Origin of the sequence: Streptomyces spiramyceticus (assembly GCF_028807635.1) — a bacterium.
Classification (GTDB): Bacteria; Actinomycetota; Actinomycetes; order Streptomycetales; family Streptomycetaceae; genus Streptomyces; species Streptomyces spiramyceticus.
Map to the genome: position 1 here is coordinate 201,026 of NZ_JARBAX010000002.1, position 20,023 is coordinate 221,048.

Below are 20,023 nucleotides of genomic sequence, written 5' to 3' on the forward strand. Positions count from 1 at the left end.
ATGCGCGTCGCGGTCATCGGTGGCGGGCCCGGCGGGCTCTACGCGGCGGCGCTGCTCAAGCGGCTCGACCCCGCGCGTGAGATCACCGTCTGGGAGCGCAACGCGCCCGACGACACCTTCGGTTTCGGCGTCGTCCTGTCCGACGAGACCCTCGGCGGCATCCAGCACGCCGACCCGGTCGTCTACCGGGCCCTCCAGGACGAGTTCGTACGCTGGGACGACATCGACGTCGTCCACCGGGGCCGCACGCTCACCTCCGGCGGCCACGGTTTCGCCGCCCTCGGGCGCCGCAGGCTGCTGGAGATCCTGCACGAACGCTGTCGCTCGCTCGGCGTCGATCTGCGCTTCCGTGAGGAGGCGCCGTACGCCGCCGAACTCTCCACGGCGTACGACCTGGTGATCGCCGCGGACGGCGTGCACAGCCTCACCCGTGAGGCGCACGCGGACGTCTTCGCGCCCCGCGTCACCACCCACCGCTGCCGCTACATCTGGCTCTCCGCCGACTTCGCCTTCGACGCCTTCCGCTTCGAGATCGCCGAGACCGAGCACGGCGTGATGCAGCTCCACGGATACCCCTACGCCCGCCCGTCGCCCGACCTTCCCCAAGCTCTCGGCTCCGCTCGAGCAGGGGAGACCCCATCCCCCTCAACGAGGCCCTCCGGGCCACAGAATCAATCCGGCGCCTCCACCGTCATCGTCGAGATGCGCGAGGAGGTCTGGCGGGCCGCCGGGCTCGACCGGTGCGACGAGGCCGAATCCACCGAGCGGTGCGCGAAGGTCTTCGCCGACGCGCTGGGCGGCCGCCCCCTGCGCGGCAACAGCTCTTCCTGGACCGCCTTCCGTACGGTCGTCAACGACCGCTGGTCGCACGGCAATACGGTCCTGATCGGCGACGCCGCGCACACCGCCCACTTCTCCATCGGCTCAGGAACCAAACTCGCCGTCGAGGACGCGCTCGCCCTGGCCGCGTGCATCGAGGAGCAGCCCGACCTGCCGGCCGCCCTCGCCGCGTACGAGACCGAGCGCCGGCCCGTCGTGGCGTCCACGCAGCGCGCGGCCGCGGCGAGCCTGCGCTGGTTCGAGGACCTCGGCACGTATCTCGACCAGGCACCACGGCAGTTCGCCTTCAACCTCCTCACGCGCAGCCGGCGCGTCACCCACGACAATCTGCGGCTGCGCGACCCCGGGTTCACCCAGGCCGTGGAGGAGGACTTCGGCTGCCCGCCGGACACGCCCCCGATGTTCACCCCCTTCCGGCTGCGCGGTCTGACCCTGCGCAACCGGGTCGTCGTATCGCCCATGGACATGTACTCGGCGGTGGACGGTGTCCCCGGTGACTTCCACCTCGTCCACCTCGGCTCGCGCGCGCTCGGGGGAGCGGGGCTGGTCATGACCGAGATGGTGTGCGTGAGCCCCGAAGGCCGCATCACCCCCGGCTGCACCGGCATGTACACCCCCCAACAGGCCACGGCCTGGCGCCGGATCACCGACTTCGTCCACCGCGAGTCCCCGCCCGGCACGGCCATCGGCGTCCAGCTCGGGCACTCCGGCCGCAAGGGCTCGACGCGGCTGATGTGGGACGGCATGGACCAGCCGCTGGACGACGGAAACTGGCGTGTCTCCGCCGCCTCCCCGCTTCCGTACCGTGCGGGCGTCAACCAGGTCCCGCACGCGCTCGGCCGCGCAGGACTCACCGACATCCGTGAACAGTTCGCCTCGGCCGCCTGGCGCGCGGCGCGCTGCGGCTTCGACCTGCTGGAGCTCCACTGTGCCCACGGCTACTTGCTCTCCGGCTTCCTCTCCCCTCTCACGAATCAACGGACGGACGCGTACGGCGGTTCCCTCGCCCGGCGGCTGCGCTTTCCGCTGGAGGTGTTCGACGCGGTACGCGGCATCTGGCCGGAGGAGCGGCCGATGACGGTCCGTATATCCGCCACGGACTGGGCGGACGGCGGCACGACGGCGGAGGAGGCGGTCGAGATCGCGCGCGCGTTTGTGGCACACGGGGCCGATGCGATCGATGTCTCGACCGGGCAGGTTGTGGCCGACGAGGCGCCTGAGTACGGCCGTTCGTACCAGACGCCGTACGCGGACCGGATTCGCAATGCGGTGGGAGTGCCGGTGATCGCGGTCGGGGCGATTTCGTCCTGGGACGACGTCAATTCGGTGTTGCTGGCGGGGCGGGCGGATCTGTGTGCGCTGGGGCGGCCGCATTTGTACGACCCGCACTGGACGTTGCACGCGGCGGCGGAGCAGGGGTATGCGGGGGGCGCGGCGCCGTGGCCCTTGCCGTACCGGGCGGGGAGTCGTACGCCGCCGACGGGGCGCACCGACGCCCCGAAGCCGCGGCTGAGCTTGACGTAGTTTCCCCCCAGACCCCCGGAGGAGCTGGATTACCAGCCCCCGCAGCCCCCCGCGCTCCAGCCGCTAGCCCGCCACCGTGATCTCCACCCGGTCGGCCACCGGCCTGTAACCGATGCGCTGGTACACGCCGTTCGACGTCGGGTTCGCGAGGTCCGTGAACAGGAGTACCTCCTCCGCGCCCGCCTCCAGTGCCGCCCCGCTCACCGCCGCTGTGACAGCCGCCGCGTACCCCCGCCCGCGCTGCTCAGGCGGCGTATAGACCGGTGCGACCCGCACCGTGCCCGCTGCCGGGCGCGAGACGCCCGCCATCGACACCGGGGTGCCTTCGTGCTCCCAGAGGGTCAGGCCGCCGTACGAAACCCGGTCGTCGACGGCCCGCCCGGCACCCGGCGCCGGCTGGCCGGTGTCCCGGCGGAAGGCGTTGACCCAGTCCACCAGCAGCTCCCGGTCGGCGGCGGTGGCAACCCGCGCACGCCCGGGCGGCGCAGGAACCGGCGGGGTCAATTCCGCCAGCCGGTACAGCCGTTGCTCCACCACCGTCGTCGCCGCAACCCCCGCCCGCCGCCACTCCGCCGCCAGCGCCTCCGCCGTCTCCCGCTCCGCACTGACCGCCGGGCTCCCGAATATCCCGCACGCCTCGGCCAGCGGCGCCACCGCCTCCGCGGGAACGGCCCCCACCATCACCGCATGCGGCGGCGTCCACACCAGCGCCCCGTCCACGCCGCCGTCCGCCCCGCGCCACCAGCCGAACCGCGGCGCACCCTCGCCGTACGCATCGCTGCCGCGCCGCCGGAGCGTCTCCGCGATCGTCAGCAGCAGCGTGTTCTCCGCGGGACGCGCGGCGACGGCGGCTCCAGCGGTGGCCAGGTACTCATCGAGGTCGTCGGTAAAGGTCCAGGTCAAGATCGAGGTCATGCCTCATGATGCCCGTACGAACTCCTCGCCCGCATCGCGCAGGAGCGCATGCAGTTCGGCGAAGACCTCCGCCGAGCGGGCGCCCGGCCAGCCCGCCGGGAGGAGTTCGGCGGGCAGACCCGGGTCCACGTACGGGAGGCGGCGCCAGGAGTCGAGGGCCAGGAGGTAGTCGTGGTAGGCCTGCTGGGGATCCGGCGACCGGCCGCCGGAGGTCCAGGAGCGCAGCACCGGCTCGTGCAGATCCAGGAACTCCGCGTGCTGCTTGGCGATCGCGGGCAGGTCCCACCAGCGCGCCACCGCCTCCTCCGTCAACGCGAAACCGAGGTGTTCGCCTCGGAAGAGGTCGACGTACGGGGCGAGTTGGAGGCGTTCCAGGGTGTGGCGCGTCTCCTCGTACAGCCGCGCGGGCGCGATCCACACCCCCGGGGCCGCCGCTCCGAAGCCGAGGTGGGAGAGGCGGGAGCGCAGCAGGTGACGCTTGTTGCGCTCGGCCTCCGGCACCGAGAAGACCGCGAGGACCCAGCCGTCCGACAGACGCGGCGCCGGGTGCTCGTAGATGCGCCTGTCTCCGTCGTCGAGGAGCTGATGGGCGTCGTCGGACAGTGCGTATCCGGCGGCGCCGTCCGACGTGCGCGCGGCGACGAGCAGTCCGCGCCGTTTGAGACGCGAGACCGACGAGCGTACGGACGGCGCGTCGACGCCGACCGCGGCCAGCAGCCGGATGAGCTCGGCCACGCGCATCGGCTCGGCGTCGCCGCCGTCGGGCGTGCGCCCGTACGCGCCGTAGAGAGAAACGATCAATGAACGGGGAGTGTGCTGCTCGGCCACGTGATCACTCTACGGCCCGCAGCCGGAAGCGCTGGAGCTTGCCAGTCGGTGTACGCGGAAGGGCATCCAGAAAGACGATGTCGCGCGGGCATTTGTACGGCGCCAGCTCGGCCTTCACGAAGTCGCGCAGCAGAGCCGTGGTCCCGTCGCCGCGCGGCACCCCGTCGCGCAGGACGGCGTACGCGACGACGATTTGGCCGCGCCGCTCGTCGGCCTGCCCCACCACCGCCGCCTCCAGCACGTCGGGATGGCGCAGCAGCGCTTCCTCGACCTCCGGGCCCGCGATGTTGTACCCGGCCGAAATGATCATGTCGTCGGCGCGGGCGACATAGCGGAAGTAACCGTCGGCCTCACGGACGTAGGTGTCGCCGGTCAGATTCCAGCCGCCCTGTACGTACTGGTGCTGCCGTTCGTCAGCGAGATAGCGGCAGCCCACGGGCCCACGGACCGCGAGCAGCCCCGGCTCGCCGTCGGCCACCGGCTGCCCGGACCGGTCCACCACACGCGCGTCCCAGCCGGGAACCGGCACCCCGGTCGTGCCTGGCCTGATCGCCTCGTCCGCCGCCGAAATGAAGATGTGCAGCAGCTCGGTCGCGCCGATGCCGTTGATGATGCGCAGCCCGGTGCGCTCGTACCAGGCCTGCCAGGTGGCGGCGGGCAGGTTCTCGCCGGCCGAGACGCAGCGGCGCAGGGCGCCCAGGTCGTACGCACCGAGGTCGTCCAGCATCGCCCGGTAGGCCGTCGGCGCCGTGAACAGGACGGAGACCCGGTGCCGGTCGAGCGCGGGCAGCAGCTGCTTGGGGCCGGCCTGTTCGAGCAGCAGTGCGGAGGCGCCCGCGCGCATCGGGAAAATCACCAGGCCGCCGAGCCCGAACGTGAAGCCGAGCGGCGGGCTGCCTGTGAAGACGTCGTCGGGCCGGGGCTTGAGCACATGGCGCGAGAAGGTGTCGGCGACAGCCAGCACATCGCGGTGGAAGTGCATACAGCCCTTGGGGCGCCCGGTCGTCCCCGAGGTGAAGGCGATCAGCGCGACATCGTCGGCGGACGTCGCCACGGCGGCGTATCGCGCCGGCTTGTCGGCCGCCAGACGCAGCAGGTCGTCGGGCGTGTCACCGCCGTACGCCGTGATGCGCAGCCCCGGCACCTCTGCCTTGGCCAGGTCGTCGACCGCCCGTACGTCGCAGAGGGCGTGGCTGACCCGCGCGATGGCGCACATCGTCGCGAGCTCGGTGGCCCGCTGCTGCGCGAGGACCGTCACCGCCACCGCGCCCGCCTTCATCACCGCGAGCCAGCAGGCGGCGAGCCAGGGGGTCGTGGGGCCGCGCAGCAGGACGCGGTTGCCGGGCAGGACGCCCAGGTCGGAGGTGAGGACGTGCGCGATCCGGTCTACGGTGCGGCGGAGCTCGTCGTAGGTCCAGATCTCACTTTTGGCGGTACGGAAGGCCGGCCGGTCCGCGCCGAAGCGCTCGATGGTGCGGTCCAGGAGCTCCGACCCGCAGTTGAGCAGGTCCGGATAGCGCAGCTCAGGACGGTCGAAGACCAGATCCGGCCACTGGTGGGCGGGCGGCAGCTGGTCGCGGGGAAAGGTATCGAGGTGCGCTGAGGTCTTCAGCTCCATGATGGGATCGCCCCCTTGTCGCACATTGAGCGTATCGTTTAGGTGACGACAGTCAACGGCCCGCGATAAGAGGGGTGCCGCAATATGCCGGGATTCGAGCTGGAAGCGGAACAGCACGAGTGGTGCGCCGAACTGCGCGCGCTGGCCGCGGACCGCCTGCGGCCCCTCGCGGAAAAGGGCGAACCGGGCACGGTGAACCGCGCGTTGGTCGTCTCGCTCGGTGAACTCGGACTGCTGGAGCGCCTGTTCAGTTCTGGAGCCCTGGACCTCTGCCTGATGCGCGAATCGCTCGCCCAGGTCTGTACCGAGGCCGAAACCGCGCTCGCCCTGCAAGGGCTAGGGGCCGGTCCGGTGGCCCGCGCAGGCACTGGGGAGCAGCGCGCCCGCTGGCTCCCGGAAGTGATCGCCGGCCGCGCCGTGGCCGCCTTCGCGCTGAGCGAGCCGGGCGCGGGATCGGACGCGGCAGCTCTCTCGCTCAAGACCGTACCGGAGGGTTCCGGATGGCGCCTGTCCGGCGAGAAGTGCTGGATTTCCAACGCACCGTACGCCGATTTCTACACCGTATTCGCCCGTACGGATGAGGGCGCCGGCGCCCGCGGCGTCACCGCGTTCCTTGTCCCCGCCGACCGTCCCGGCCTGACCGGGACCCCGCTCGACATGCTCTCGCCGCACCCCATCGGCGCCCTGGCCTTCGACGGTGTACCGGTCACCCCCGCCGACGTGATCGGTGAGGTGAACGGAGGCTTCCGAGTCGCCATGGACACCCTCAACCTCTTCCGCCCCAGCGTCGGCGCCTTCGCCGTCGGCATGGCACAGGCCGCCCTGGACGCGACCGTCGAGCACACCGCGCGCCGCACCGCTTTCGGCGGCCCCCTCAAGGACCTCCAGTCGGTCGCCCACCAGGTCGCCGAGATGGCGACCCGTACCGAGGCCGCGCGCCTGCTCGTGTACGCCGCCGCCTCGGCGTACGACGCGGGCGCATCCGGCGTGCCCCGCCGCGCCGCCATGGCCAAACTCTTCGCCACCGAGACCGCCCAGTACGTCGTCGACGCCGCGGTGCAGCTGCACGGTGCGCGCGCCCTCCAGCGCGGGCACCTCCTGGAACACCTCTACCGTGAGGTCAGGGCGCCCCGTATCTACGAAGGCGCCACCGAGGTCCAGCGGACGATCATCGCCAAGGAGCTGTACCGATGACCCTGCACCGCATCAACCCGGCCGAGCTGTCCCCGCCCACCGGCTTCTCCCACGCCGTCACGGCCACAGGCTCCCGCCTGGTCTTCCTGGCGGGCCAGACCTCCCTCGACACGGACGGCAAGGTCGTCGGCGATACGCTCCCGGCCCAGTTCGAGAAGGCCCTCACTAACCTCCTCACGGCCCTGCGCGCAGCAGGCGGCACCCCCGCCGACCTCGCCCGCGTCACCGTCTACGCCACCGATGTCGCCGACTACCGCGCCCAGGCACCCGAACTGGGCCGCATCTGGCGCCGACTGGCGGGCCGCGACTACCCCGCCATGGCGGTGATCGGCGCGGTCCGCCTCTGGGACGATCAGTGCCTGGTCGAGCTGGACGGGATGGCCGTACTGGCCTGACTGGCCTACTGGGACCAATCCTTGTACGGCTTCAGACCCTCCGCCGCCTCATTCACCGCCGGGTCCACGAACAAACCGTGTTCCCTCGTCCCGCCGCTGCCTTGAGCCGCTCTGCCGTTCTCCCGTAACGACGCCGCGGAGGGGGCGCCTTGTCACTGGCCGGGGTGGAGATAGCCTCGCTCTCAGCCGAGATGGAGGATCTGCCATGCCCCGGATTGAGCTCACCGCCGGAACCGTCGCGTACGAGGACACCGGCGGACCAGGACCCGTTGTGGTCCTCCTGCACGGCCTGGTCCACGACGCGACAGTCTGGCGCAAGGTCGTCGCCGCTCTGCGGGCGGACCACCGGGTCGTCGCTCCGACCCTGCCGTACGGATCACACCGCACGCCCATGCGCGCGGACGTACCGCTCACCCCGGACTCCGTCAATGAGCTCATCGCGGAGTTCCTCGACCGGCTCGACCTGCGCGACGTCACACTCGTCGAGAACGACTGCGGGCGGGCCCAGACCGTCGCCGCTCAGCACCCCGAACGGCTCGCCGGGCTCGTCCTCACCTCCTGCGAGGCCTTCGACAACTACCCGCCCGGCGTGCCCGGCAAGTTGATCTCCCTCGCCTGCAAGGTCCCGGGCGGCATCACGTTCCTCGCCCGTACGCTCGCCCTGCGCCCATTGCGGCGCTTGCCCGTGGGGATCGGCGCGCTCACGAAGCGGCCTGTACCGGACGAGATCGTCGACGGCTGGCTGGAGCCGCTCCTCACCGACCCGGCCATCCGCGCCGACTTCCGCCGCTACAACCGGGGTGTGCGCAGGACCGAGCTGCTCGAAGCGGTGGACGGGCTGCGGAAGTTCGACAAGCCCGCGCTGGTGGTGTGGGCGAAGGAGGACCGGATGATGCCGCGGGCGCACGGCCGGAGGCTGGCGGACATTCTGCCGCAGGGGCGCCTTCTTGAGGTCGAGGACAGCTGCACGCTGATCGCCGAGGACCAGCCGGAGGTGCTGTCGGCGGCGCTGCGGGAATTCATCGCCGCATCACGCTGAAACGCTCCCGGCCCACCGCACTTGACCTCTACGGATCCGGTGCGGCGGGCCGGGCAATCGTTCCTTCTTCTTCACTTCTTCCCGGTCGCGAGCTTCCCGAAGGTCAGCCCCGCACCCGCCAGATCGGCCCTGATCCCCTCACGCTCCACGCTGATCTCGCGCAGCCGCAGGTCACCGGGCGTCTTGGGCAGCCGGAAGGACAGCGAGAGCTGCTCGGAGAGTTCCGGCAGCCGCAGGCTCAGCAGGGCGGCGACCAGCTTGGGATCGATTCCGACCTTCTTCAGCAGCCAGGGGTGCTCGATGATCACGTCGACGAGATTGAGCTTCATCAGCTGCTGGACGAAGCGCGGCGAGCCGGTGAGCTTGTTCAGCTCCTCCTCGCTCTGCAGCGCCCGGTCCACCCACTTCCTCGGTACGCCGAGCCGGTCCACCACCGCGGGAACCGCCAGCAGTGCCTTGATGCGCGCGCTCTCGCGGCTGATCCGCTCGGCTGCCTCGGGGTGCAGCCGGAGGCCCGAGTGCGCCCGGTCCTTGCCCGGCCGGTAGGTGACGAGCCCGGGGATGTCGAGCCGCATGTGGTCGACGGTGGTGGACACGGCCTGGTCGCCGTCGCGGCGTACGTGCGCCCGGGCCCGTACGCGGACTTCGTTGCCGGCGACGGGGACGGAGCCCACCACCCGTACGTTGCTTGCGCCGTCTCTCGTGAACTTGGCCTGCGAGGCGCCCAGTTCACGGTTGAGGTCGTCGAAGGACAGCAGGACGTCGCCGTCCACGCTGCCGATGACGGCGCCCTTGATCGAGGAGGGCAGGCTGCCGACGATGCGTACGTCCTTGGCGGTGGCCCGTACTTCGGCGAGGGAGACGCGGTCGGCGGCGACGTCGGGGACGCTGACGTCGACCTCGTCGAGCCGCTGGTCGAGGACCTGGGTGAGGAACGGGAAGCCGTGAATGTCGACCTCGGGTGCGGCCGCGAGTCCCAGTGACTTCTGGAGGTTCTCCTCGGCCTTGTCCTGCGCGTACATCACGGCGTAGCGGTCGGCGATCAGCAGGAAGGAGAGGCAGACCAGGCCGGTGACGGCCAGTTTGAATACCACCGGGACTGCGGCGAGACGGCTTTTGCCACGGTGGTTGGGCGGGGCCCAGTCGTCGTCACCGTCATCGTCGTCGGGCGCGAGACCGAGACCGAGCGGGTCGTCGCGGTCGTAGTCCGGTTCCGGTGTCGCGAGTTGTGCCAGTTCGTCGTAGGGATTATGGGGATGTGAGGCTATGCGTGTGGGGGGTCGCATCGGCTCATCCCACCATGTGAACCGCCCTCGAACGCAAGCTCGACGACGGGAAGCTCCATATTTGGCCACGTTTATTGCGGGGAACGCGGCCGAGGTCTTTGCGTATTCTTTCCCGCCATGAACAGCGCATGGTTCGAACGACCCACCCTGACCGGCCAATACGTACGTCTTGAGCCACTGACCGCCGATCACTCCGAGGGTCTCTTCGAGGCCCTCAAGGACCCCGGCATCTGGACCTGGCTCTCGCACAAGCAGCCCGCGGACGCCGACGGGATGTGGGCGATCGTCGAGCGCCTGCTGGCCAAACAGGAGGAGGGTGACAGTGTCGCGCTCGCGCAGATCGACGTCGCGACCGGTGAAGTGGCCGGATCCACCTCGTACTACGAGATAGAGCCCGCCGACCGGGGCATCGCGATCGGCTCCACCTGGCTCGGCAGCCGCTTCCACAGCACCGGCATCAACACCGAGGCAAAACTTCTCCTGCTGCGCCGGGCCTTCGACGACCTCGGCGCGGTCCGGGTCACCTGGCACACCGACCACCGCAACGAACGGTCGCAGCGCGCCATCGAACGCCTCGGCGCACACCGCGAGGGCGTACTGCGCCGCCACCGGACCAGGCCGGACGGGACAATGCGCGACACCGTCGTCTATTCGATGCTCTCCGACGAGTGGCCGGCCGCGCACGAGGCGCTGACGGCACGCCTCCGGGAAGGCTCCCGGCCGTCTGCCTGACGGAGTGAGCGGCATGTTAGGGCGTGTCCGGCGGATCAGGCCTGGGCCGCGGGGCTTGGCACGCACATCTGCGGCGTTGTCGTCAGTCGGCGACGCTCCGCGTCGCCTCCCTCCTCCGCCTTGCAGCTGCACGCACCAGGCCCCGCTCACCAGCACCGAGAACGAGCCGCACCGCGAAGTCGGCCTGATCCGCCGGACACGCCCTAAAGCGGGCGCGGATTGATCGACTGGTGGCATGCATGCACCGGGCTTACGGTCAAATGGTGGGCAGAACCGCCCACTGCCTCTGTCGTGAGGGCCATGCGCCATGTCGACCTCCCAACCGACACCAGGACAAGCCACAACCGATACGGGCCCGGGCAGCAGGAACGGCCTGGCCCTGCTGGTCATCGCCTCGTGCCAGCTCATGGTGGTTCTCGACATCACCATCGTGAACATCGCCCTGCCGCACATCCAGAGGGCCCTCGACTTCTCCACCACGAGCCTCTCGTGGGTGGTCAACGCCTACACGCTCACCTTCGGCGGGCTGCTGCTCCTCGGCGGGCGTGCCGGTGACATCCTCGGCCGCCGCAGAGTTTTCATCTTCGGCGTTCTGCTGTTCGTCCTCGCCTCCCTGCTCGGTGGCCTCGCGCAGAACTCCGGCCAACTCCTCGCCGCCCGCGCCCTCCAGGGCGTCGGCGGTGCCATCGCGTCGCCGACGGCACTCGCGTTGATCGCCACCACCTTTACCGAAGGCCCGGCCCGCAACCGGGCATTCGGCGTCTTCGCCGCCGTATCCGCAGGTGGTGGTGCCATCGGACTGCTGGCCGGCGGTGTGCTCGTCGAATGGCTCGACTGGCGCTGGGTGCTGTTCGTCAACGTACCGATCGGGCTGCTCATCGCCGTCGCCATACCCCGCGTCATCAAGGAGTCCGAGCGCCATCCCGGCCATTTCGACTTCACCGGTGCCCTGACCTCCACCCTCGGCATGGTGTGCCTGGTCTACGGCTTCATCCGGGCCGCACAGGACGGCTGGAGCGACGCTCTCACTCTGGTCTCGTTCGCCGCCGCGGTGGTACTCCTCTCCCTCTTCATCCTGGTGGAACGGCGATCCAGGCAGCCGATCACTCCGTTGCACATGTTCGCCGACCGTAACCGGGCGGGCACGTACGGAATCATGCTGAGCCTCGCCGCCGCGATCTTCGGCATGTTCTTCTTCCTCACGCTGTTCGTCCAGAACGTCCTGGACTTCAGCCCGCTCGCGACCGGACTGGCCTTCCTGCCGGTCAGCGCGGTCATCGCGGTGGGCGCCGGAATCGCCTCCCAGCTCCTGCCGAAGTACGGCCCGAAGCCCTTCATGGTGACCGGCTCGATCCTGGCAGCGGTAGGCCTGTCCTGGCTGACCCTGACGGACATCGACTCGACCTACCTGGGCAGCATCCTGGGACCGATTCTCATCTTCAGCCTCGGCATGGGCTTCAACTTCGTGTCGCTGACGCTGATGGCCGTCTCCAACGTGCCCACGCACGAGTCGGGCGCGGCGTCGGGCATGCTCAACGTCACCCAGCAGGTGGGCGGCTCGCTCGGCCTGTCCATCCTGGTCACGATGTACGGCACGGCCAGCCGCAACGAGGCCGACACCCAGATCCCGCGGTTCCTGTCCGGGGCGAGCCCCGCGGAACGCGCGAAATTCGAGCAGACGGGCCAGCTCCCACCACCATGGGCCGACGAGGTCCTCACCTCCGGAGTTTCCGCGGCGTTCATCGTCGCCGCGGTGTTCACGGTGGTGGCCGCGATCGTCGCAGTAATCGCCATCCAGGTACGCCCGTCCGACCTGGAACGCCTCCAGGGGGGCGGAATGGGCCCCGGGCCCTGAACCGTCCGGGGCACCTGCCTGCTGTGGCGCCGGAGAGGGGCAGACGTCAAGGGTCACTTCGGGCTGTTCGAAGGCCCGGCCAGAGCGCTCATCACTCACACGGCGACCCATACCGTCCGCCATAGCTGAGGCCGCAGGCTACCGCCTGGCGTCTGAGCTTGGGAATCGCCGGCCATCGAGGCTGCGTAGCTTTCTGACCAGCTACAACGACGGGGCGAATGCTTCGATGTCTGGCCGGTGTACCCCGCTCTTCGCTGTTGTTCCCTGCCCCCTCTGGTGCGTGTCTGGTGCGCTCTACAGCAAGAGGATGTAGAAGCCGAGAGCCCTAGACCAGGCACCGTGTTCACCTCACCTTGGGGTGAGCTGAGCAGCGCATCACCCTGCGCCATGAGCAAGAGATAGCGCCTTTTACGCATGACACAGACCTCTGAGCGCTACTATCAAGGCGTGACGATTCAATACATTGTTGTGGAAAAGCTGTTCGGCGAACTTGATCATCACATCCCGATTCATACAGATGCGGGATTGACCTTGTTGCACGGGCCCAACGGAGTTGGAAAGACGTCAATTCTTCGTGCCGTTGACTCCCTTTTTAACCAGCGTTTCTCTCGGCTGCGCTCGATGCCTCTCCAGGGCCTTGAGGTCGGGTTCGCCGACGGCGATATCATTCAAATTTCCTGGCGTGCCGAGCCGCCCGGCAAGAGTGTCGAGATCAGGCCTCACAGGACGGCTCTTGAGTTCCGGCTCACGCCGCGTGGCGGTCGCCTAAAGAGGTGGACTTACAAGGGTGTGTCGCCTCGCGAGCTAGAGCTCCCTCTGGCCGCTATTGAGGATTTTGTGCCCAGTATCACCCGGATTGGCCGCACAGAGTGGTTCGACTCGCACCTTAATCGCGCCCTGGACTTGGACGACGTTCTTCATGCCTATTCTAAGTTTCTGCCCGGACCTTCTGCCAGAAACGCAGCGCCCGACTGGTTGACCGAGAAGCTCTCCCTGAACCCCGTTTATCTGATTGAAGCTCAACGCCTCGTGGTGGCTGAGGATTCGCCCAGTCGCAGCAGGAAGCCCAAGAGTGATGCGGTGCAGGTCGCCACCGTCTCCTTGTATAAGAATGACCTGGCTGGAAAAATCCGTAATACTTTGGCGGATTATGCAGACTACTCTCAATCCCTGGACAGCACTTTTCCAAATAGGCTGCTTTCGGGGTCGCATGGTTCACCTGCGCCGACCGACGAAGAGGTGCGAAATAGGTACACTGAGCAGGCTAATCGGAGGAGGAAATATGTCGAGATCGGACTGCTAGACGCGGGAGATGTGCTCCTGCTGCCGGAGAACCTCGATGACCGCGCGCTGGGAGTGTTGGGAACTTACCTGGATGATATCGATAAGAAGCTCGATAAGCTTGACGATCTAGCTGACCGGCTAGAGTTGTTTCTCGATATCGTCAACCAGAAGCTCAGGAGGGTATGTATCGAAGTGGACCGCGAGAGCGGCCTGCTGGCTAAAACTCGAAAGGAGGGCTCAGAGATTGGTCTAGAGTCGCTCAGCTCGGGTGAACAGCAGGAGATAGTAATTGCCTACGGCCTCCTGTTTCGCGAGCAGGCCGGCACGCTCGTGCTCGTTGACGAGCCGGAGCTTTCGCTGCACGTTAGTTGGCAGCTGGATTTCATTCCAGATTTGCTCAAGATTGCACAAGTGGCAAAGCTTGATTTCGTTGCTGCTACACACAGCCCACAGATTATCAATGATAGATGGGATTTGACCGTTGGCCTGTCTGATGGGATCTGACCGATGCTAGATCTCCTCACGCCGGACACGATCGCGAACCAAGTTTCCATGCTGCGCCTATCCATGCGCGGGCCAATTGTGCTAGTCGAGGGGAAGACCGACACACGAGTCTATAAACGCTTCTTCCTGCCGACCCCTCATGTGCGGTTGATATATTGCAATGGAAAACCGGTACTCCGGGAGGCTATGGCTAAGCTGCGCGCTCGTCGTGACGATACCGGGGTATTGGGAATTTGCGACGCTGATTACGATCGCATCCTTCAGCGCCGCGCTGGGGAGAATGTATTTTATGCGGACCTGCACGACGCTGAAACCATGATCTGCTATTCGGATGCATTCGGGCGGGTGCATGAAGAGCTGTTCGACCAAGAGTCCTCAAGCGCTGAATTTCAGCGAGTTAGAGATGCTCTGTTTACTATCGCGGCAAAGATTGGCGCTATTCGTCTCTGGAATGAAGAGAATAAGGCGTCTCTAAAATTTACTGGCCTTGATGCTGGGAACTACCTGACGGACCGGCAGCAGTTTGACATAGCGGGTTACGTGGCGGCTCTCCTGGAAAACAGTCTATCTGCAAGAGTCGCGTCTAATCTGCTGCTAGATATTGCCGAAAGGTGTAACTCGTTGGCAGTCGCAGAGGTCGCATCGGGGCACGACTTTTGCGCCCTTTTGGCCGCAGAGGTTTCAATTACTCGCGCGAGTGATAAATTCACGATTCTGCCACAGGCCGTGGAAGCAATGTTGCGGTTGAGCTTTGACGATGCAAGTTTCTCGAAGACCGAGTTGGCGCTCAATCTGTCGCAATGGGAGCAATCAGCTGACCTGGATCTCATGACGGATACGGCGTGTCCGACCGTAGGATGAATGGTGATTCGGGCTAGTACTAGCCGACTGTTCGCGAGCTGAGGTCGGTGGAGTCTCAAGGGCCCCGTCAAACCCACCAGCGATCTTGAAAACCGTCGTGGCGCGAGTCACCGTGGGTTCAAATCCCACACCCAACCGCTAGGCGAAATGGCACCGGGCAGCACAACGGTCAGGGGCCGTTGTGCTGCCCGGTGCCCGCTGGTGTCCGCCGTTGCTCGAGGGTCCCCGCCTGATCGGGCACGGCTGCGGCACGACCGCCCTCTGATCCGCGACATCTGCTTTGTAAGCGCGGACGTGATCCGCAGCGAGAGCGCCCAGGTCACTCCGGTTGTAGCGGCAGCCACGGTCAACGACACATCTCGACTGCGGCGAGCGGTCGTTACTGACCGCACGATGTGGCATCCGGTGCCGCCTAGGACACATTAGGCACCTGCGACGCTTCCGGTAGGTACGCTCAGCACATGACTCCGGAGGGGATTGCCAACGCAGTTGTTTCGGTACTTGCTGCCGCTGGAACACTCGCAGGCGTAACTAGCCGCACGAGGCGGCGACGCAATGAGATCAAAGAGAACTTGAGTTTGGCAGAAGAGCTCCAGAAAAACACAATCTTGCGTGATCACACCCCTGTCGTGGCCTGGCTGCACGGCAAAATTGCCCTGGATGTGGCCAGACTGTCAGGCCAGCCTATTGGAGCCCTAAAGAAACCGATTCCCAAAGGCGCTGTCGTTTTCGCCGGTATTCTCCTTGTGGCGTTCGGGGGCTGGACTTACTGGCTCAACAGGGACGGTTTCGTCTGGTACTCGCTTGTGACCGGCGCTCTAGCCGCTTCTATGCTTATCTCAATTCTGGGTATGACGACCAATAGGGAGATTCCGTCAGGCACGGAAGGCGCCTTGCCGGACGGGGCGATCCCCGTTGACGCTGGCTCTGCTTCGGACCAAGTGGTCGCGTCAGTCGCCATGGCGGCGATGGGCTCGGATGGGAGATATGATGATGACGGGCAGATCGGTGTGGCCTTTCGCTTCTGTCGCCACGTGATCGCAGGAGAAATCGACGAGGCTTTGCGGTTGGCCGACTCGAACTGGGTACTCTGCCGAATTCAGGCTTGGCTATGGAATGCTCGAAGCTTCCTCGGTGATGACGTAGCCCAACTGCGAACGATCGCAGACGCCATGATGAGCTCTCGCAGTGACCACGAACTATGGGAGAATTTCGCGTCTTCCGAAGTCCAGAATTTCCAGGATGCTTGGGGCGAACTTGACCCGGATCAACTAGGTGGGGCAAGCAGGCGTCGGAGGGTTGGCCGCGATTATGACCTAGTAGTCCTAGCGCCGGTTGGTGAAAGTGGCGGGTACTTTGTTAACTCTCCCACCCCAGTACCGGGAGGTTTGACATACCTCATGCACAACGTTGAGGGGAACTGGTTCCTAGCCAATCATCTGGGAGGGGCACCGCCGCAGCCAGGATTTCCTCCAACTTGGTGGGTGGTTGGGGATCCGAGCGTGCAAGAGCTTCCGGATTAAGTCGGTGGAGTCTCAAGGGCTGAGTCAAGCCCGGCGGCCTCTGCGAGTGGTTGAGGGCGCACTGGCCGGCCGCAGGCCTTGAACCTGTGAGCTCATCCTTATCAGGTCGATCAAAACGGCGCGCTCCCGATTCACCTGCCTCACAAGTACGCCCCGAACCGCCGTTGCTCGCCCCTGTTGGTGTCAGCCGCTGATGTCACGGCGTAGCGCAACCTTGCGAAGATGACCCGACCCCGACATCGGGCACGCCGGGGGTACACCCACATACGAGACGGTCCGGCGTTCCCGGTCGACAGGCTCCATGAGGTGATCATGGAAGACAAGACCGAAACGGTGTGCCGGATCTGCGGATACGACGACGGAGACGTGCTGTACGACGAGTACGGCTGCGCCACTTTCGTCATTTGTCCGTGCTGCCACAGTGAGTCCGGTATCGAGGATTGCAAGCTGTCAGGGGTCCGCGAGTCGCGCGGGCTGTGGAGCCAAGTGGGACTCGCCCAAGTACGGGCCGGCCGATTGGGATCTTCTGAAGCAGCTCTTGAATATCCCACCTGCGTGGCAGTGACCCGACAGGTCGTGGAGTCTCAATGGCCGCGTCAAGCCCACCAGCGGTCTTGAAAACCGTCGTGGCAGCGATGTCACCGTGGGTTCAAATCCCACACCCACCGCAGATGAACGGCCCCTGACCAGGTGAATCGGTCGGGGACCGTTCTCATGTGCGCTGTCCGTCAACCACCGTGGTTCTCCGTCAGTCCCCGGTCGACCGGGCACGGCAGGGGCACGGTCACCTTCTGATCTGTAGGCCAAGGTTGCTGGGCTCAACCCGACTCTGCGGCAAAGTGGGCGTTCCACCAAGCGAAGATCCACCCTGACGCAGCGGCCGCCGTCCGGCCCTTACACCCCACCCAAAGCTTCATGGCGATCACCTTGCCCTTCTTGAGCCACTCAGAGAGATCGAATGACGTACAGATGGTGGTGGCGATGATCACGCACATTGCGATGGACACTACGGGCTCGGGAGTCGAGTTCAACCCAGCAACCCTGTGATTATCTCATGCGGCCAACCGACTACCGGCGCGTTCGTCATTCGCCCCTACCCACCACTCACCCGAGCTCCCATCCCGTCCGCCTTTGACCCACACACCGTGGAGCGGGCGTGGTTCAGGGTGTCAAGGTGGAGCGCGCCACTGTACGAACGACCTTGACGCCCTGGGCCGCGACTGCTCGGCTCTGCCTGGAGCGAAGGTGGTCGGGATGGGAGCCCACGACGCTCGCCACGATGCGGCCGGCACTCGCCAACGGCGCCCCGTCCATCCCGGAGTCTGAGCGCCCCCGCCGGAGGCATGTCTTGAAGCCTCGGGCTTGGTTCTCGTCTCATGCCCTCCGGGCCTGTCCAGTGTGGGCGCGCGTCGGCGGCGGCAGCGCCGAACGGGCCGAAGGCAGGAGCGCGGGCGCAGCCAGAGTTGGGAAGCGCGCCCGGCGAAGCGGAGCGCAGCCGGGTGCCTTGAACCCGTAAAGAAAGTTGTTACTCAAACTTCGGCTGGGATGTGCCACAGCGGAGCTTGGTACTGCTCCGGGCGGCTGCTGAGCAGAAGAGACCTGAGGTCCTGGCGTTGAGTGCCGTTTAGGCCAAGAGCCTCAGTGATCCTGCGGAACGTCGTGTGCGTGATGCCTCGGTCGCGGGCCTCGGCCTCGAAGCGGTCGAGTTGGTGGAGTGTGCTCTCCGGGGAGAGCACCTGTTCCGGCTGGGAGCCGAGCCAAGTGGCCTTGTTGCGCTCGTAGTCGATCTCTGAGAATCCGCAGATCTCGCGGCTGTGCTGCTCGGCCTCTTCGAGGCTTTCGGTAGCCAGGATGGCTCGGGCGAGTTGGTTGCGGTTGAGCGCGTCGTCCAGCTCGGCTTCGTGGATCGTGGGGCCCTCGTCGGTGAGTGGGACTGGTAGGCCGGCGTCCCTGACTTCGCACAGGCCGCGGACGCCCCGGGCTGTAGCCGCGAGCATCGCCGTTGCTTCGGAGGGGTGCCATTCCAGCACCTGGCTGACCGGCTCGACGTGCTCGGCCGTGAGCGTGAGGGCGGGCGGTCCCATTCGCTCGCGTAGGTCTTCGGCGGGTAGTTCGCCGTCCAGGCCGGGGCCTGCGATGAGCAGTCGTACGCGGGCGTTGACCTGGCAGCAGGCCGCGAGTGTGAGGGCATCGGCCAGTGGACTGCGAAGAGTTGGCTCGTCGCCTCGGGCGAGGATGTCGCCGCCGACGTCCAGGAGGTCGATGGATTCAGGGGCCAGGTGCTCGGTAAGTTCTTCGAGCTGGCGTGTGATGCCCTCGGCGCCGTGATGCGGGTCGATGAGGGCGAAAGTGTGGGGCAACTCGGCGGCCAGCCTGGGAAGGGTGGCCCCTGCCGGAGCTACCGGCTTCGCGTCGGCCGGCACGGCTTGGACGCTTCTGGTGATCGGGCGGAGCCCAGTGAAGTTGGCCGGTCCCCGTGGACCCGGCAAGGGGTCGATCAAGAGGCGGTCCCACGCGTAAGTGAGGATCATCGCTGGGCTCTGTCCGCCGTACAGGGCGGCGTCGAGCATTGCGGCGGCGACAGCGTCGCCCCCTCCTCCTGCTGCCACGATCAAGCGCGTCACCCGGCTCAGCGTACGGGTTACGGGATGGCCACTCACTCTATAGTGGCCACTGGTCATAGCCACTTAAGGAAGGGGCTCCGATGCCGAAGATTGAAGAGGCCCAGCCCAAGTACCTCCAGATCGCGCACCACATCCGCGATCAGATCTTGCGGGGCGACTTGCGGCCTGGTGATGAGGTTCCTTCCGAGCGGCAACTCGCTGCGGGCTGGGGCGTTTCGCGGCCGACGGCCGCGCGCTCACTGGAGGCGCTGAGCCATCAAGGTCTGGTCGAGAAGCGGCAGGGTTCGGGCACGTATGTGCGTGGTCTTGCGGTGAACCGTCGGGCTCGTGAGCTGTACGGCCGGGCCAAGCAGACGGGCAAGATCTACACCCCCGGCGAGTACGCCGTGATCACGTCGGCCGGATGGCTGGAAGCGCCCGACTACGTTGCCGAGGCCCTGAATCTGGCAGCGGGTGCCCGCGCTGTTCACCGTCGCCGAGTGACCAAGGATCAGTCGGGGCCGATCAACTTGTCGACCTCATGGTTCGGCCCGGACGTGGGTGAACGCGCGCCGAAGCTCCGTGATCCGGACCGGATCCAGGAGGGCACGTTGATGTACGTCGAGACCATGACCGGGCGCCAAGGCAGCTATGCCGAGGATCGGATGTGCTCTCGGTTGGCCACCCAAGACGAGGCTTCCGACCTGGAGTTGGAGCCTGGTTCGGCTGTGCTGATCGTCCATCATGTCGTCTTCGACCTGCAGGACCGTCCGTTGGAGTTCGCGGAGGCGTCGTACCCGCCGAACCGTTGGGCGTTCGAGCAGGGCTACCCGATCAGTTAGAAGTCGCGCCTCTCTTGGCGAATTGCTTGCAGACCTGAAGTGGCCAATGCCACTATCCACTAAGTGGCTAAGGCCACTTAGTGGAAGGGGCGTGAGCGTGAGCCAGCAGCACGCGGAAGGGCGGCACGCCGAGCGGGAAGCGGCGTGCCGTGGGTGTCGAGGTCAGGGCTTCAATCGGGT

16 protein-coding genes and 1 tRNA gene are annotated in these 20,023 nt (G+C 66.6%); 11 read left to right on the plus strand and 6 right to left on the minus strand.

The features are described 5' to 3' along the window. Complete coding sequence (locus tag PXH83_RS24585) at positions 1 to 2,364, plus strand: oxidoreductase (protein WP_274565152.1); 2,364 nt, start codon at positions 1 to 3, stop codon at positions 2,362 to 2,364. A gap of 63 nt (positions 2,365 to 2,427) precedes the next feature. Here the strand turns inward: PXH83_RS24585 and PXH83_RS24590 are convergent, their stop codons facing one another. From PXH83_RS24590 to PXH83_RS24600, 3 genes are read right to left on the minus strand one after another with little or no spacing between them, the layout of a single operon-like run. After that, positions 2,428 to 3,267, minus strand: coding sequence for a GNAT family N-acetyltransferase (locus PXH83_RS24590; RefSeq protein ID WP_274565153.1), 840 nt, complete (start codon positions 3,265 to 3,267; stop codon positions 2,428 to 2,430). A gap of 15 nt (positions 3,268 to 3,282) precedes the next feature. Then, positions 3,283 to 4,107: a PaaX family transcriptional regulator gene (locus PXH83_RS24595; RefSeq protein WP_274563223.1), complete on the minus strand. Its 825-nt coding sequence runs from the start codon at positions 4,105 to 4,107 to the stop codon at positions 3,283 to 3,285. A 4-nt stretch (positions 4,108 to 4,111) separates the two neighbouring features. Beyond that, positions 4,112 to 5,725 (minus strand): AMP-binding protein, encoded by a 1,614-nt coding sequence (locus PXH83_RS24600; protein ID WP_274563224.1) that lies wholly within the window; start codon positions 5,723 to 5,725, stop codon positions 4,112 to 4,114. A gap of 84 nt (positions 5,726 to 5,809) precedes the next feature. Between PXH83_RS24600 and PXH83_RS24605 the strand changes: the two genes are divergently transcribed. The 3 genes from PXH83_RS24605 to PXH83_RS24615 all read left to right on the plus strand — a co-directional run bounded on the left by PXH83_RS24605 (position 5,810) and on the right by PXH83_RS24615 (position 8,353). Further along, a complete protein-coding gene (locus PXH83_RS24605; protein WP_274563225.1) occupies positions 5,810 to 6,919 on the plus strand; it encodes an acyl-CoA dehydrogenase family protein in 1,110 nt (369 codons plus the stop codon). Continuing rightward, positions 6,916 to 7,314 (plus strand): RidA family protein, encoded by a 399-nt coding sequence (locus tag PXH83_RS24610; RefSeq protein ID WP_274563227.1) that lies wholly within the window; start codon positions 6,916 to 6,918, stop codon positions 7,312 to 7,314. The genes PXH83_RS24605 and PXH83_RS24610 overlap by 4 nt, the downstream gene beginning before the upstream one ends. Positions 7,315 to 7,519: 205 nt before the next feature. Further along, positions 7,520 to 8,353, plus strand: a complete 834-nt coding sequence (locus PXH83_RS24615) for an alpha/beta fold hydrolase (protein ID WP_274563228.1) — start codon at positions 7,520 to 7,522, stop codon at positions 8,351 to 8,353. Between the two features lie 71 nt (positions 8,354 to 8,424). Here the strand turns inward: PXH83_RS24615 and PXH83_RS24620 are convergent, their stop codons facing one another. Next, positions 8,425 to 9,639 (minus strand): LmeA family phospholipid-binding protein, encoded by a 1,215-nt coding sequence (locus PXH83_RS24620; protein WP_274563229.1) that lies wholly within the window; start codon positions 9,637 to 9,639, stop codon positions 8,425 to 8,427. A 117-nt stretch (positions 9,640 to 9,756) separates the two neighbouring features. Between PXH83_RS24620 and PXH83_RS24625 the strand changes: the two genes are divergently transcribed. From PXH83_RS24625 to PXH83_RS24655, 6 genes are all read left to right on the plus strand, one after another. Further along, on the plus strand, positions 9,757 to 10,371 hold the full coding sequence (locus PXH83_RS24625; protein ID WP_274563230.1) for a GNAT family N-acetyltransferase: 615 nt from the start codon (positions 9,757 to 9,759) through the stop codon (positions 10,369 to 10,371). A gap of 307 nt (positions 10,372 to 10,678) precedes the next feature. After that, the gene (locus PXH83_RS24630) at positions 10,679 to 12,226 is read left to right on the plus strand and encodes an MFS transporter (protein ID WP_420803244.1); all 1,548 of its coding nucleotides are present in this window, start codon (positions 10,679 to 10,681) and stop codon (positions 12,224 to 12,226) included. A 447-nt stretch (positions 12,227 to 12,673) separates the two neighbouring features. Then, on the plus strand, positions 12,674 to 14,014 hold the full coding sequence (locus tag PXH83_RS24635; RefSeq protein ID WP_274563231.1) for an AAA family ATPase: 1,341 nt from the start codon (positions 12,674 to 12,676) through the stop codon (positions 14,012 to 14,014). 3 nt (positions 14,015 to 14,017) lie between these two features. Further along, positions 14,018 to 14,875 (plus strand): DUF4435 domain-containing protein, encoded by an 858-nt coding sequence (locus tag PXH83_RS24640; RefSeq protein ID WP_274563233.1) that lies wholly within the window; start codon positions 14,018 to 14,020, stop codon positions 14,873 to 14,875. 461 nt (positions 14,876 to 15,336) lie between these two features. Further along, positions 15,337 to 16,398: a hypothetical protein gene (locus tag PXH83_RS24645; protein WP_274563234.1), complete on the plus strand. Its 1,062-nt coding sequence runs from the start codon at positions 15,337 to 15,339 to the stop codon at positions 16,396 to 16,398. A 571-nt stretch (positions 16,399 to 16,969) separates the two neighbouring features. Next, positions 16,970 to 17,063 (plus strand) — tRNA-Ser (locus PXH83_RS24655). A 153-nt stretch (positions 17,064 to 17,216) separates the two neighbouring features. On the opposite strand, the gene PXH83_RS24660 is transcribed toward PXH83_RS24655, so the two are convergent. Both PXH83_RS24660 and PXH83_RS24665 read right to left on the minus strand, forming a co-directional pair. Next, positions 17,217 to 17,387: a hypothetical protein gene (locus tag PXH83_RS24660; RefSeq protein WP_274563235.1), complete on the minus strand. Its 171-nt coding sequence runs from the start codon at positions 17,385 to 17,387 to the stop codon at positions 17,217 to 17,219. Between the two features lie 540 nt (positions 17,388 to 17,927). Next, complete coding sequence (locus PXH83_RS24665; protein ID WP_420803283.1) at positions 17,928 to 18,968, minus strand: DUF1152 domain-containing protein; 1,041 nt, start codon at positions 18,966 to 18,968, stop codon at positions 17,928 to 17,930. A gap of 134 nt (positions 18,969 to 19,102) precedes the next feature. Between PXH83_RS24665 and PXH83_RS24670 the strand changes: the two genes are divergently transcribed. Continuing rightward, positions 19,103 to 19,843, plus strand: coding sequence for a GntR family transcriptional regulator (locus PXH83_RS24670; protein ID WP_274563236.1), 741 nt, complete (start codon positions 19,103 to 19,105; stop codon positions 19,841 to 19,843). Positions 19,844 to 20,023 lie beyond the last annotated feature (180 nt).